Raw genomic sequence first — 12,652 nt, forward strand, 5'->3', positions numbered from 1 at the left:
AATATAAGCATAGAAAAATGAGTGGCGCTAATGTCTGACGCTATTTAGAATCGCCAACCATGAAAACAGAGACTCCAGCCGTAAAAATGGTTGCCATCGCCGACGACGAGGCGGGGCAACGTATCGATAATTTTTTGCGCACCCAGTTGAAGGGCGTGCCAAAAAGTATGATTTATCGCATCTTGCGTAAGGGCGAGGTGCGGGTGAACAAAAAACGCGTGAAGCCAGAGTATAAGCTCGAGGCGGGCGATGAAGTCCGGATTCCACCGGTACGTGTTGCAGAGCGTGAAGAAGAGGTCGTTTCTCCGAAGCTGCAAAAAGTCGCGGCCCTGAGCGACGTTATCCTTTATGAGGACGACCACATTCTGGTGCTGAATAAACCGTCCGGAACGGCGGTACACGGGGGGAGTGGTCTGAGCTTCGGCGTGATTGAAGGGTTACGCGCGCTGCGCCCGGAAGCGCGTTTCCTCGAACTGGTTCACCGTCTTGACCGCGATACCTCTGGCGTGCTGCTGGTGGCGAAAAAACGTTCTGCGCTGCGTTCTTTGCATGAACAGCTGCGCGAAAAAGGGATGCAGAAAGATTACCTGGCGCTGGTGCGCGGCCAGTGGCAGTCCCACGTGAAAGTGGTGCAGGCGCCGCTGCTGAAAAATATTCTGCAAAGCGGCGAGCGCATTGTTCGTGTTAATCAGGAAGGGAAACCGTCTGAGACGCGCTTTAAAGTTGAAGAGCGCTACGAATTCGCCACGCTGGTGCGCTGTAGTCCGGTGACGGGGCGTACCCACCAGATTCGCGTCCATACCCAGTTTGCGGGCCATCCGATTGCGTTTGATGACCGCTATGGCGATCGCGAATTTGATAAGCAGCTGGCGGGAACAGGGCTGTCGCGTCTGTTCCTGCACGCGGCAGCGCTGAAATTTACCCATCCTAATACCGGCGAAGTTATCCGTATTGAAGCGCCGCTGGATGAGCAGCTCAAACGCTGTCTGAAAGTTCTGCGCGGCTGATTTTGTGCCGGGTGGCGCTGCGCTTACCCGGCCTACGAAATCCGTAGGCCCATGCAAGCGAAGCGCCGCTGGGCAAAGTCACGCCGTCAGTGGATTACACTCTTCTCGCCTTAACATCTGGCACAGCGCAATCAGCGGCAACCCCACCAGCGTGTTGGGATCGCGGCCATCGAGCTTGTCGAACAACGCAATCCCTAGTCCTTCACTTTTAAAGCTCCCTGCACAGTTTAGCGGACGTTCCCGACGCACATAATCCATAATCTCCTGCTCGCTAAGATGACGGAAGTGCACATCAAACGGCTCGCACTCGGTTTGCAGATGACCGGAAGCCGAATTATAAAGCGCCAGGCCGGTATAAAAGGTCACGATACCGCCTCGCGCACGCAACAGCTGCTGGCAGGCGTTTTCTTCCGTATGCGGTTTGCCGGTGATTTCGCCGTCCAGCACACAAACCTGATCGGAGCCTATAATCAGATGTGCGGGGTAACGTACGGCCAGCGACTGTGCTTTCTCTTTCGCGAGACGGGTCACCAGATGACGCGGTGACTCGCCCGGCTGTGGCGTTTCATCCACCTCCGGCGCAGCGCATTCAAACGGGATCCCGAGCTTTTCCAGCAGCATTCGGCGATAAGGTGAAGTGGAAGCAAGGACGAGATTTGGCATATTTTTATCACCAGATATAGCGTATCGATGCCAGCCATTTTAAACTACAGGCCGCAATGTGTGCGAATAATTGGCAAAAGGCAGCTCTGGTTGCCTTTTTCTTTGACTCTATGACGTTACAAAGTTAATATGCGCGCCCTATGCAAAAGGTAAAATTACCCCTGACTCTTGATCCGGTTCGTACGGCTCAAAAACGCCTCGATTACGAAGGAATCTATTCTTCCGATCAGGCTGAGCGTATTGCCGAATCTGTAGTCAGTGTGGACAGTGATGTAGAATGCTCCATGTCGTTCGCTATCGACAACCAGCGTCTCGCCGTGTTAACCGGTGATGCAAAGGTGACGGTAACGCTCGAATGTCAGCGTTGCGGGAAACCGTTTGTACAGCATGTTCACACAACGTATTGTTTTAGTCCGGTTCGTTCTGACGAACAGGCTGAAGCACTCCCGGAAGCGTATGAGCCGATTGAGGTTAACGAATTCGGTGAAATCGATCTTCTGGCGCTGGTTGAAGATGAAGTCATCCTCTCCCTGCCAGTCGTTCCGGTGCATGATTCTGAACACTGTGAAGTGTCCGAGGCGGACATGGTCTTTGGGGAACTGCCTGATGAAGCGCAAAAACCAAACCCATTTGCCGTATTAGCCAGCTTAAAGCGTAAGTAATTGAGGAGTAAGGTCCATGGCCGTACAACAGAATAAACCAACCCGTTCCAAACGTGGCATGCGTCGTTCCCATGACGCGCTGACCGCAGTTACCAGCCTGTCTGTAGACAAGACTTCTGGTGAGAAACACCTGCGTCACCACATCACCGCTGACGGTTTCTACCGCGGCCGCAAGGTTATCACTAAGTAATCACGCGTCAGCGTGATTAGGCTTAGTGAGGAACTTCCCCGTGCAAACGGGGAGTTTACCGAACCAGGCTGCGACGATACCTTGACACGTCTAACCCTGGCGTTAGATGTCATGGGGGGAGATTTTGGCCCTACCGTGACAGTGCCTGCAGCATTGCAGGCACTGAATTCTAATTCGCAACTCACACTTCTTTTAGTCGGTAATCCCGACACAATCACGCCATTACTTGCAAAAGCTGACTTTGAACAACGTTCGCGTCTGCAGATTATTCCTGCGCAGTCAGTTATTGCCAGTGATGCCCGGCCATCGCAGGCTATTCGTAATAGCCGTGGCAGCTCTATGCGAATGGCGCTGGAGCTGGTGAAAGAAGGGCGAGCGCAGGCTTGCGTCAGCGCGGGAAATACTGGCGCGCTGATGGGGCTGTCGAAATTATTGCTCAAGCCGATTGAGGGCATTGAGCGTCCGGCGCTGGTGACGGTATTACCGCATCAGCAGAAGGGCAAAACGGTGGTGCTGGATCTGGGCGCTAACGTGGATTGTGATAGTACAATGCTGGCTCAGTTTGCCGTTATGGGGTCGGTGCTGGCTGAAGACGTGGTCGGGATTAACAATCCCCGCGTTGCTTTACTGAATATTGGTGAAGAAGAGACCAAAGGCCTGGACAGTATCCGCGACGCTGCGGAAATACTCAAACAGGTCCCCTCCATCAACTATATTGGTTATCTCGAAGCCAATGAGTTGCTGACGGGCAAAACGGATGTATTAGTGTGTGATGGCTTCACCGGAAACGTGACGTTGAAGACCATGGAAGGGGTCGTACGAATGTTCCTTTCTCTGCTGAAATCGCAGGGAGAAGGTAAAAAAAGGTCCTGGTGGCTGATTTTATTAAAGCGTTGGTTACAAAAAAGCCTGACGCGGCGATTCAGTCACCTCAACCCCGACCAGTATAATGGCGCCTGTCTGTTAGGATTGCGCGGCATCGTGATTAAGAGTCATGGCGCCGCCAATCAGCGAGCATTTACCGTCGCGATTGAACAGGCAGTGCAGGCGGTGCAGCGACAAGTCCCTCAGAGGATTGCCGCTCGCCTGGGATCTGTATTAGCTAAAAGTGACTGAGCGTACATGTATACGAAGATTTTAGGTACCGGCAGCTACCTGCCAAAACAAGTGCGTACCAACGCCGATCTTGAAAAAATGGTAGATACGTCTGACGAGTGGATTGTCACGCGCACAGGTATCCGTGAACGTCGTATCGCCGCGCCAGACGAAACTGTGTCCACCATGGGCTACGAAGCCGCTCAGCGAGCGCTTGAGATGGCTGGCATTGATAAAGAACAGATCGGGCTTATTGTGGTGGCGACAACCTCTGCCACGCATGCCTTCCCAAGCGCAGCGTGCCAGGTGCAGAACATGCTCGGCATCAAAGGCTGCCCGGCATTTGATGTTGCAGCAGCGTGCGCGGGTTTCACCTATGCGCTGAGCATCGCCGATCAGTATGTAAAATCGGGCGCCGTAAAATATGCGCTGGTGATCGGCGCTGATGTGCTGGCGCGTACCTGCGATCCGACCGATCGCGGCACGATCATTATTTTTGGCGATGGCGCGGGCGCGGTGCTGCTGGGGCAGTCCGAAGAGCCGGGCATCATCTCCACGCACCTGCATGCCGATGGCCGCTACGGCGAGCTGTTAACGCTGCCTAACGCCGATCGCGTTAATCCTGATAACTCCATTTACCTCACCATGGCAGGTAATGAAGTATTCAAGGTGGCGGTGACTGAGCTTGCGCATATTGTCGATGAGACGCTGGAAGCCAATAACCTTGAACGCACCGCACTCGACTGGCTGGTGCCGCATCAGGCGAACCTGCGTATCATCAGCGCGACGGCGAAGAAGCTGGGCATGTCTATGGATAACGTTGTGGTGACGCTTGATCGCCACGGCAACACCTCTGCGGCATCGGTACCGTGCGCATTTGACGAAGCGGTACGCGATGGACGAATTAAACGGGGCCAACTGGTCTTGCTTGAAGCCTTTGGTGGCGGGTTCACCTGGGGTTCCGCGCTGGTTCGTTTCTAGGATAAGGATTAAAAAATGACGCAATTTGCTTTTGTGTTCCCGGGACAGGGCTCGCAAACTGTTGGGATGTTGTCTGAAATGGCAGCAAACTATCCGGTTATTGAAGAGACTTTCCGTGAAGCCTCTGACGCGCTGGGTTATGATCTGTGGGCGCTGACCCAACAGGGCCCCGCTGAAGAGCTGAACAAAACCTGGCAGACTCAACCGGCACTGCTGGCAGCCTCCGTCGCATTGTGGCGCGTATGGCAGCAGCAGGGCGGCAAAGCGCCGACGCTGATGGCGGGTCATAGCCTGGGTGAATACTCTGCGCTGGTCTGCGCAGGGGTGATTGCCTTCGCTGACGCGGTACGCCTGGTTGAATTGCGTGGTAAATTCATGCAGGAAGCGGTGCCAGAGGGCACGGGCGGCATGTCTGCCATCATCGGTCTGGATGATGCGTCTATCGCTAAAGCCTGTGAAGAATCTGCTGAAGGTCAGGTCGTTTCTCCGGTAAACTTTAACTCGCCAGGCCAGGTGGTTATCGCGGGTCATAAAGAAGCGGTTGAGCGTGCAGGTGCTGCCTGTAAAGCTGCGGGCGCAAAACGTGCACTGCCCCTGCCGGTGAGCGTACCGTCTCACTGCGCGCTGATGAAGCCCGCTGCCGATAAGCTGGCGGTTGAGCTGGAAAAAATGACCTTTAACGCACCGACGATTTCCGTTGTGAATAACGTCGATGTGCAGTGCGAAACCGCGCCGGAGGCTATCCGTAACGCGCTGGTTCGCCAGCTCTACAGCCCGGTTCAGTGGACTAAAACCGTTGAATTTATGGCGTCTCAGGGCGTTGAACATCTGTATGAAGTTGGTCCAGGTAAGGTACTTACCGGTCTGACAAAACGTATTGTAGACACCCTGACTGCCTCGGCGATTAACGAGCCGGAAGCCATGAAAGCGGCACTCTCGCAATAAAAGAGGAATACCATGAGTTTTGAAGGAAAAATTGCCCTGGTGACCGGCGCAAGCCGCGGTATTGGGCGCGCTATTGCTGAAACACTGGTTGCGCGCGGCGCGACGGTGATCGGGACTGCGACCAGTGAGAATGGCGCACAGGCCATCAGCGACTATCTGGGTGCGAACGGTAAAGGTCTGGTACTGAATGTGACTGAACCAGCATCTATCGAATCTGTTCTGGAAAATATTCGCGCAGAGTTTGGCGAAGTGGATATTCTGGTCAATAATGCCGGGATCACTCGCGACAACCTGCTGATGCGAATGAAAGACGACGAGTGGAACGATATTATCGAAACCAACCTGTCATCTGTATTCCGTCTGTCAAAAGCGGTAATGCGCGCTATGATGAAAAAGCGTCATGGTCGTATTATCACTGTAGGTTCTGTGGTTGGTACCATGGGAAATGCTGGTCAGGCTAACTACGCTGCGGCGAAAGCAGGTCTGATCGGTTTCAGTAAGTCGCTGGCGCGTGAAGTCGCGTCCCGCGGAATTACTGTAAACGTTGTTGCTCCGGGCTTTATTGAAACGGACATGACGCGTGCGCTGACTGATGAGCAGCGTGCGGGTACGCTGGCGGCAGTTCCGGCGGGTCGTCTTGGCGACCCTAAAGAAATCGCCAGCGCGGTTGCATTTTTAGCCTCTGACGAAGCGGGTTACATCACTGGTGAAACCCTCCACGTCAACGGCGGGATGTACATGGTTTAATCACGATCGAAAATATTTGCGTTATTTGGGCAAATGGCCTCAAAATAACGTAAAATCGTGGTAAGACCTGCCGGGATTTAGTTGCAAATTTTTCAACATTTTATACACTACGAAAACCATCGCGAAAGCGAGTTTTGATAGGAAATTTAAGAGTATGAGCACTATCGAAGAACGCGTTAAGAAAATTATCGGCGAACAGCTGGGCGTTAAGCAGGAAGAAGTTGTGAACTCCGCTTCCTTTGTTGAAGACCTGGGCGCAGATTCTCTTGACACCGTTGAGCTGGTAATGGCTCTGGAAGAAGAGTTTGATACTGAGATTCCGGACGAAGAAGCTGAGAAAATCACCACCGTTCAGGCTGCCATTGATTACATCAACGGTCACCAGGCGTAAGTGAACATCTCCAGGCGGTCATTCGACCGCCTGAGTTTTATCTTTTGTTGTCCCACGAATCTCTTTTTTTATCCCTCCCTGGAGGACAAGCGTGTCTAAGCGTCGTGTAGTTGTGACCGGACTTGGCATGTTGTCTCCTGTCGGCAATACCGTAGAGTCCACCTGGAAAGCTCTCCTTGCCGGTCAGAGCGGCATCAGCCTAATCGACCATTTCGATACTAGCGCCTATGCAACGAAATTTGCTGGCTTAGTAAAGGATTTTAACTGTGAAGAGATCATCTCGCGCAAAGAACAGCGCAAGATGGATGCCTTCATTCAATATGGAATTGTCGCTGGCGTTCAGGCCATGCAGGATTCTGGCCTTGAGATTACGGAAGAGAACGCGACCCGTATCGGCGCCGCTATCGGCTCCGGGATTGGCGGTCTTGGTCTGATTGAAGAAAACCATACATCTCTGATGAATGGCGGCCCGCGTAAAATCAGCCCGTTCTTCGTTCCGTCTACGATTGTCAACATGGTGGCAGGTCACTTGACCATTATGTTCGGCCTGCGTGGCCCAAGCATCTCAATCGCGACAGCCTGTACGTCTGGCGTGCATAACATCGGCCAGGCCGCGCGTATCATTGCGTACGGCGATGCAGATGCTATGGTTGCGGGCGGCGCTGAAAAAGCCAGTACCCCGCTGGGCGTCGGTGGCTTCGGTGCAGCGCGTGCGCTCTCTACCCGAAACGATAATCCGCAGGCGGCGAGCCGTCCGTGGGATAAAGACCGTGACGGTTTCGTACTGGGTGACGGTGCAGGCATGATCGTACTGGAAGAGTACGAACACGCGAAAAAACGTGGCGCGAAAATTTATGCTGAAGTTGTTGGCTTTGGCATGAGCAGCGATGCTTATCACATGACGTCTCCTCCAGAGAACGGCGCAGGCGCTGCGCTGGCGATGGAAAACGCCATCCGCGATGCGGGCATTACGCCGGCACAGATTGGCTACGTTAACGCCCATGGGACGTCTACCCCTGCGGGCGATAAAGCAGAAGCGCAGGCTGTTAAGTCTATCTTCGGCGAATCTGCTGGCCGCGTAATGGTAAGCTCCACGAAATCCATGACCGGTCACCTGCTGGGTGCTGCGGGGGCAGTAGAGTCAATCTACTCTATTCTCGCGCTGCGCGATCAGGCTGTACCGCCAACCATTAACCTGGATAATCCAGATGAAGGTTGCGATCTGGACTTCGTTCCTCACGAAGCGCGCCAGGTTAGCGGTATGGAGTATACCCTGTGTAACTCCTTCGGCTTCGGTGGGACTAACGGCTCTCTGATCTTCAAAAAGGTCTGAGTCTGGTTGGTCGCTGACGATAAAAAAAGGTCCGCTTGCCGGGCCTTTTTTATTAGGCGAAATCCCCTTGTCCGGCTGTCCACATCCTGCCAGACTGAGCCTCCACGCATAAGGAGCCACCATGTTTTTAATTAATGGCCTTGAGCAAGAAACGCTGCCGGCAAGCGACAGGGCGACCCAGTTTGGCGATGGCTGTTTCACGACTGCGCGTATTCTCGACGGTGGCGTGTGTCTGCTCGGGGCCCATATCCTTCGTTTACAAAAAGCCTGCGAAGCATTACTGATCCCCTTCTCGCAGTGGGACATTCTTGAAAGTGAAATGCGTCGGCTGGCGTCAGATAAAGCAAGCGGCGTCCTGAAAGTCATTATTAGCCGCGGGAGCGGTGGCCGGGGCTATAGCGGTTCTGCCTGTCTGCATCCTACGCGGGTCCTTTCCGTTTCAGATTATCCTTCCCATTATGCGCACTGGCGTGAAGAGGGCGTAGCCCTGGCGTTAAGTCCGGTACGTCTGGGGCGAAACCCGATGCTCGCTGGCATAAAACATCTCAACCGCCTTGAACAGGTGCTTATTCGTACTCATCTTGAGCAGACGGAGGCCGGGGAGGCGCTGGTTCTTGACAGCGAAGGGTACATTACGGAATGCTGTGCGGCTAATTTACTCTGGCGGAAGGGCAGTGACGTGTTCACGCCTTCGCTGGAGCAGGCCGGCGTCAACGGCATTATGCGGCAGTTTTGTCTGCACCAGCTGGCACGCGCAGGCTTTCGCGTTGTCGAAGTCAACGCTAAGGAAGAGGCGCTGCTGTCCGCCGATGAAGTCGTAATCTGCAATGCGCTGATGCCCGTTGTCCCCGTTCGCGCTTATGGCCGCAAATGCTGGTCATCCCGCGAGCTGTTCCAGTTTCTGGCCCCGTTATGTGAGCAAACCAGGTAGTCATGAAGAAAATGTTACGCTTTGTCCTCCTTCTTATCGTTGCGTTCGGTATCGCTGGCGGAGCGGGAGTGTGGAAAGTCCGTCAGCTGGCGGAGAGTCAGATCCTGATAAAAGACGAGACGATTTTTACCCTGAAAGCGGGGACCGGGCGGCAGGCGCTTGGTCAGCAGCTGTATGACGACAAAATTATCAATCGCCCACGCGTATTCCAGTGGCTGCTGCGTATTGAACCGGACCTGTCCCATTTCAAGGCCGGCACCTATCGCTTTACCCCTGGCATGACCGTGCGCGAGATGCTGCAACTGCTGGAGAGTGGTAAAGAAGCCCAGTTCCCGCTGCGTTTTGTGGAAGGTATGCGTCTGAGCGATTACCTCAGGCAGCTGCGGGACGCGCCATACATTAAGCATACGCTGAAAGATGACCGCTACCAGACCGTGGCAGACGCCTTAAAATTCGAACATCCCGAGTGGGTGGAAGGCTGGTTCTGGCCCGATACGTGGATGTATACGGCAGGCATTACCGATGTGGCCATTCTGAAGCGCGCGCACAACAAAATGGTCGCGGCGGTAGACGCTGCCTGGAAAGGTCGAGCAGAGGGCCTGCCTTATAAAGATCAAAACCAGTTCATGACGATGGCCTCGATCATCGAGAAAGAGACGGCCGTTGCTGCCGAACGTGACCAGGTTGCCTCGGTGTTTATTAACCGTCTGCGCATCGGCATGCGTTTGCAAACCGATCCTACCGTCATCTACGGCATGGGCGAAAACTACAACGGCAGGATTTCCAGAAAAGATCTGGAGACGCCAACGGCGTATAATACCTACGTGATTAGCGGCCTGCCGCCTGGACCGATTGCGACGCCGAGTGAAGCATCGTTGAAGGCCGCCGCGCACCCGGCCAAAACGCTGTATCTCTATTTTGTGGCTGACGGAAAAGGGGGGCATACGTTTAATACCAACCTGGCCAGCCACAATCGCTCGGTTCAGGACTATCTGAAGGCACTTAAGGAAAAAAATGCGCAGTAAATACATTGTCATTGAGGGACTCGAAGGGGCGGGCAAAACAACTGCCCGTAACGTGGTGGTGGATACGCTTACGTCGCTTGGCGTCGCCGACATGGTCTTTACCCGCGAGCCGGGCGGTACGCAGCTGGCGGAAAAACTGCGCAGCCTGGTTCTGGATATCAAATCCGTTGGCGATGAAGTTATTACCGACAAAGCGGAAGTGCTGATGTTCTATGCGGCGCGCGTTCAGCTGGTGGAGACGGTGATCAAACCCGCTCTGGCAGAAGGGAAATGGGTGATTGGCGATCGCCACGATCTCTCAACCCAGGCGTATCAGGGCGGTGGCCGGGGTATCGACCAGACCATGCTGGCTACGCTTCGCGACGCGGTTCTGGGCGATTTCCGTCCTGACCTGACGCTGTATCTGGACGTGACCCCTGAGGTGGGCCTGAAGCGCGCCCGTGCCCGCGGCGAACTGGACCGCATTGAACAGGAGTCTTTTGATTTCTTTAACCGCACCCGTGCGTGTTATCTGGAACTGGCCGGGCAGGACATGACCATTCGTACCATCGATGCGACGCAATCCCTTGAAGACGTTACGCGTGATATTCAGCAGACCGTTACGCAGTGGCTACAGGAGCAGCAGGCATGAAATGGTATCCATGGTTGCGCCCGCACTTTGAACAGCTGATCGGCAGCTATCAGGTTGGTCGGGGGCATCATGCGTTACTGATCCAGGCGCTGCCGGGAATGGGTGATGATGCGTTGATTTACGCCATCACCCGCTTTCTGATGTGCCAACAGCCGGAAGGACATAAAAGCTGCGGTAAATGCCGGGGTTGCCAGCTTATGCAGGCGGGCACGCATCCTGACTATTACACCCTCGAACCCGAGAAGGGCAAAAATACGCTCGGTATCGACGCGGTGCGTGAGGTCAGTGAGAAACTGTACGAATATGCGCGTCTGGGGGGGGCGAAAGTGGTGTGGCTGAAAGACGCCGCGCTGCTCACGGAAGCCGCAGCCAACGCCCTGTTAAAAACCCTGGAAGAGCCGCCAGAGAATACCTGGTTTTTCCTCTCCTGCCGCGAGCCGGAACGCTTGCTGGCGACGCTGCGCAGTCGCTGCCGTCTTCACCACCTCGCTGTCCCTCAGGAATCCTGGGCGCTCGCCTGGCTTGAGCGAGAAGTGACGGTGTCACAAGATGCGGCGCGCTCGGCGTTGCGCCTGTGCAGCGGTGCGCCTGCGGCTGCGCTGGCCTTATTGCAGCCGGAAGTGTGGTCCCAGCGTGAAACGCTATGTCGTGCGGTTGAATCAGCCCTCGACAGCCATGACTGGCTGAGCGTGCTGCCAGCGCTGAACAGCGATCAGGCACCGGAACGGCTGCACTGGCTGGCCGCGCTGCTGCTGGATGCGCTCAAAATCCAGCAGGGGGCGACGCTTCTGACTAACCCTGACGTGTGGGCGCTGGTCACCACGCTGGCGAATCGCCTGTCAGGGCAGTCGCTGCACGCTATCCTTCATGATATCTGCCAGAGTCGTGAACAACTTTTGACGGTAACCGGTCTCAATCGCGGGCTTTTACTGACCGACCAGTTACTGCGTATCGAACACTACCTGCAACCAGGCGTCATACCGCCGGTTTCCCACCTCTGAGAGAGACATTATGTTTTTAGTCGACTCACACTGCCATCTCGATGGCCTGGATTATCAGTCCCTGCATAAAAATGTGGACGACGTGCTGGCGAAAGCCGCCGCGCGCGATGTGAAATTTTGCCTGGCCGTGGCGACCACGTTGCCGGGTTACCGCGCCATGCGTGAACTGGTAGGCGAGCGCGATAATGTCGTCTTCTCCTGCGGCGTGCATCCGCTGAATCAGGATGAAGCGTACGACGTTGAGGATTTACGCCGTCTTGCCGCAGAAGAGGGCGTAGTGGCGATGGGCGAGACCGGTCTCGACTATTTCTACACCCCGGAAACGAAACCTCGCCAGCAGGAATCCTTCCGCAACCACATCCGTATTGGCCGTGAACTGAATAAGCCTGTTATCGTTCATACCCGCGATGCGCGCGCCGACACGCTGGCGATCCTGCGGGAAGAAAAGGTGACGGATTGCGGTGGCGTACTACACTGTTTCACTGAAGACAGAGAAACGGCGGGTAAGCTGCTTGATTTAGGCTTTTATATCTCGTTCTCGGGGATTGTAACGTTCCGGAATGCTGAGCAACTGCGTGATGCGGCGCGATATGTTCCGCTGGATCGTATTCTGGTGGAAACCGATTCCCCGTACCTGGCACCGGTGCCTCATCGCGGCAAAGAAAATCAGCCAGCGATGACCCGGGATGTCGCTGAGTATATGGCCGTTCTGAAAGGTGTCAGTATTGAAGAGCTGGCTCGCGTGACAACGGAAAACTTCGCCAGTCTGTTCCATATCGACCCCGCCCGCCTGCAATCTGTCTGATACGCCTGTTATTTTTAGGCTCGTAATTAATAAGTAAAACGAGTAAAGTTCACCGCCTCATTTGGGGCGGTGATGGCGTTTTTAGACACATCCAGACATGCTTTATGTAAATATCTGCAAGTTTTTTGGCCGTCTTGAACTGAAACGTGATAGCCGTCAAACAAACTCAGAGGGAATTATTTTACTCTGTGTAATAAATAAAGGGCGCTTAGATGTCCTGTCCACGGCGCGGTACTCCCCCCGGG

15 protein-coding genes are annotated in these 12,652 nt (G+C 54.6%); 14 read left to right on the forward strand and 1 reads right to left on the reverse strand.

Annotated elements, in window-relative coordinates; translation table 11 throughout:
- The first annotated feature begins 59 nt into the window (after positions 1 to 59).
- Positions 60 to 1,007 (forward strand): 23S rRNA pseudouridine(955/2504/2580) synthase RluC, encoded by a 948-nt coding sequence (gene rluC / locus ACOTWU_RS02835; RefSeq protein WP_003857970.1) that lies wholly within the window; start codon positions 60 to 62, stop codon positions 1,005 to 1,007.
- 78 nt (positions 1,008 to 1,085) lie between these two features.
- Here the strand turns inward: rluC and ACOTWU_RS02840 are convergent, their stop codons facing one another.
- On the reverse strand, positions 1,086 to 1,670 hold the full coding sequence (locus tag ACOTWU_RS02840; RefSeq protein ID WP_032670934.1) for a Maf family protein: 585 nt from the start codon (positions 1,668 to 1,670) through the stop codon (positions 1,086 to 1,088).
- A 140-nt stretch (positions 1,671 to 1,810) separates the two neighbouring features.
- Between ACOTWU_RS02840 and yceD the strand changes: the two genes are divergently transcribed.
- The 13 genes from yceD (at position 1,811) to ACOTWU_RS02905 (ending at position 12,407) form a co-directional block, all read left to right on the forward strand.
- Positions 1,811 to 2,332 (forward strand): 23S rRNA accumulation protein YceD, encoded by a 522-nt coding sequence (gene yceD, locus ACOTWU_RS02845; protein ID WP_003857966.1) that lies wholly within the window; start codon positions 1,811 to 1,813, stop codon positions 2,330 to 2,332.
- A gap of 16 nt (positions 2,333 to 2,348) precedes the next feature.
- Positions 2,349 to 2,522, forward strand: a complete 174-nt coding sequence (gene rpmF, locus ACOTWU_RS02850; protein WP_003857964.1) for a 50S ribosomal protein L32 — start codon at positions 2,349 to 2,351, stop codon at positions 2,520 to 2,522.
- 81 nt (positions 2,523 to 2,603) lie between these two features.
- On the forward strand, positions 2,604 to 3,638 hold the full coding sequence (gene plsX / locus ACOTWU_RS02855) for a phosphate acyltransferase PlsX (protein WP_017693638.1): 1,035 nt from the start codon (positions 2,604 to 2,606) through the stop codon (positions 3,636 to 3,638).
- A 6-nt stretch (positions 3,639 to 3,644) separates the two neighbouring features.
- Positions 3,645 to 4,598 (forward strand): beta-ketoacyl-ACP synthase III, encoded by a 954-nt coding sequence (locus ACOTWU_RS02860; RefSeq protein ID WP_017384725.1) that lies wholly within the window; start codon positions 3,645 to 3,647, stop codon positions 4,596 to 4,598.
- A 15-nt stretch (positions 4,599 to 4,613) separates the two neighbouring features.
- Positions 4,614 to 5,543 carry an ACP S-malonyltransferase gene (gene fabD / locus ACOTWU_RS02865; protein WP_015570824.1) on the forward strand — a complete coding sequence of 310 codons (930 nt, stop codon included), beginning with the start codon at positions 4,614 to 4,616 and terminating at the stop codon, positions 5,541 to 5,543.
- 12 nt (positions 5,544 to 5,555) lie between these two features.
- Positions 5,556 to 6,290, forward strand: coding sequence for a 3-oxoacyl-ACP reductase FabG (gene fabG / locus ACOTWU_RS02870; RefSeq protein ID WP_003857956.1), 735 nt, complete (start codon positions 5,556 to 5,558; stop codon positions 6,288 to 6,290).
- A 154-nt stretch (positions 6,291 to 6,444) separates the two neighbouring features.
- Positions 6,445 to 6,681, forward strand: coding sequence for an acyl carrier protein (gene acpP / locus ACOTWU_RS02875; protein WP_003857954.1), 237 nt, complete (start codon positions 6,445 to 6,447; stop codon positions 6,679 to 6,681).
- Between the two features lie 91 nt (positions 6,682 to 6,772).
- Positions 6,773 to 8,014 (forward strand): beta-ketoacyl-ACP synthase II, encoded by a 1,242-nt coding sequence (fabF, locus tag ACOTWU_RS02880; protein WP_032104090.1) that lies wholly within the window; start codon positions 6,773 to 6,775, stop codon positions 8,012 to 8,014.
- Positions 8,015 to 8,135: 121 nt separating this feature from the next.
- Positions 8,136 to 8,945 carry an aminodeoxychorismate lyase gene (gene pabC, locus ACOTWU_RS02885; RefSeq protein ID WP_023303428.1) on the forward strand — a complete coding sequence of 270 codons (810 nt, stop codon included), beginning with the start codon at positions 8,136 to 8,138 and terminating at the stop codon, positions 8,943 to 8,945.
- A 2-nt stretch (positions 8,946 to 8,947) separates the two neighbouring features.
- Entirely contained in the window at positions 8,948 to 9,970 is a 1,023-nt protein-coding gene (gene yceG, locus ACOTWU_RS02890) for a cell division protein YceG (protein WP_252049307.1), read from the forward strand.
- Positions 9,960 to 10,601, forward strand: coding sequence for a dTMP kinase (gene tmk, locus ACOTWU_RS02895; protein WP_126498934.1), 642 nt, complete (start codon positions 9,960 to 9,962; stop codon positions 10,599 to 10,601). The genes yceG and tmk overlap by 11 nt, the downstream gene beginning before the upstream one ends.
- Entirely contained in the window at positions 10,598 to 11,602 is a 1,005-nt protein-coding gene (holB, locus tag ACOTWU_RS02900) for a DNA polymerase III subunit delta' (RefSeq protein ID WP_126498933.1), read from the forward strand. Before tmk ends, holB begins: the two co-directional genes overlap by 4 nt.
- 10 nt (positions 11,603 to 11,612) lie before the next feature.
- Positions 11,613 to 12,407 carry a metal-dependent hydrolase gene (locus ACOTWU_RS02905; protein WP_023303429.1) on the forward strand — a complete coding sequence of 265 codons (795 nt, stop codon included), beginning with the start codon at positions 11,613 to 11,615 and terminating at the stop codon, positions 12,405 to 12,407.
- Positions 12,408 to 12,652: the final 245 nt, after the last annotated feature.

Origin of the sequence: Enterobacter cloacae complex sp. GYL001, from assembly GCF_049237125.1 — a bacterium.
In the GTDB taxonomy this organism is placed as follows: domain Bacteria; phylum Pseudomonadota; class Gammaproteobacteria; order Enterobacterales; family Enterobacteriaceae; genus Enterobacter; species Enterobacter hormaechei_C.

Bases quoted from the DNA above. Each gene is read 5' to 3' on its own strand.
- rluC (WP_003857970.1), top strand. From the start codon at position 60: ATGAAAACAGAGACTCCAGCCGTAAAAATGGTTGCCATCGCCGACGAC.
- ACOTWU_RS02840 (WP_032670934.1), bottom strand. From the start codon at position 1,670: ATGCCAAATCTCGTCCTTGCTTCCACTTCACCTTATCGCCGAATGCTG.
- yceD (WP_003857966.1), top strand. From the start codon at position 1,811: ATGCAAAAGGTAAAATTACCCCTGACTCTTGATCCGGTTCGTACGGCT.
- rpmF (WP_003857964.1), top strand. From the start codon at position 2,349: ATGGCCGTACAACAGAATAAACCAACCCGTTCCAAACGTGGCATGCGT.
- ACOTWU_RS02860 (WP_017384725.1), top strand. From the start codon at position 3,645: ATGTATACGAAGATTTTAGGTACCGGCAGCTACCTGCCAAAACAAGTG.
- fabD (WP_015570824.1), top strand. From the start codon at position 4,614: ATGACGCAATTTGCTTTTGTGTTCCCGGGACAGGGCTCGCAAACTGTT.
- fabG (WP_003857956.1), top strand. From the start codon at position 5,556: ATGAGTTTTGAAGGAAAAATTGCCCTGGTGACCGGCGCAAGCCGCGGT.
- acpP (WP_003857954.1), top strand. From the start codon at position 6,445: ATGAGCACTATCGAAGAACGCGTTAAGAAAATTATCGGCGAACAGCTG.
- pabC (WP_023303428.1), top strand. From the start codon at position 8,136: ATGTTTTTAATTAATGGCCTTGAGCAAGAAACGCTGCCGGCAAGCGAC.
- yceG (WP_252049307.1), top strand. From the start codon at position 8,948: ATGAAGAAAATGTTACGCTTTGTCCTCCTTCTTATCGTTGCGTTCGGT.
- tmk (WP_126498934.1), top strand. From the start codon at position 9,960: ATGCGCAGTAAATACATTGTCATTGAGGGACTCGAAGGGGCGGGCAAA.
- holB (WP_126498933.1), top strand. From the start codon at position 10,598: ATGAAATGGTATCCATGGTTGCGCCCGCACTTTGAACAGCTGATCGGC.
- ACOTWU_RS02905 (WP_023303429.1), top strand. From the start codon at position 11,613: ATGTTTTTAGTCGACTCACACTGCCATCTCGATGGCCTGGATTATCAG.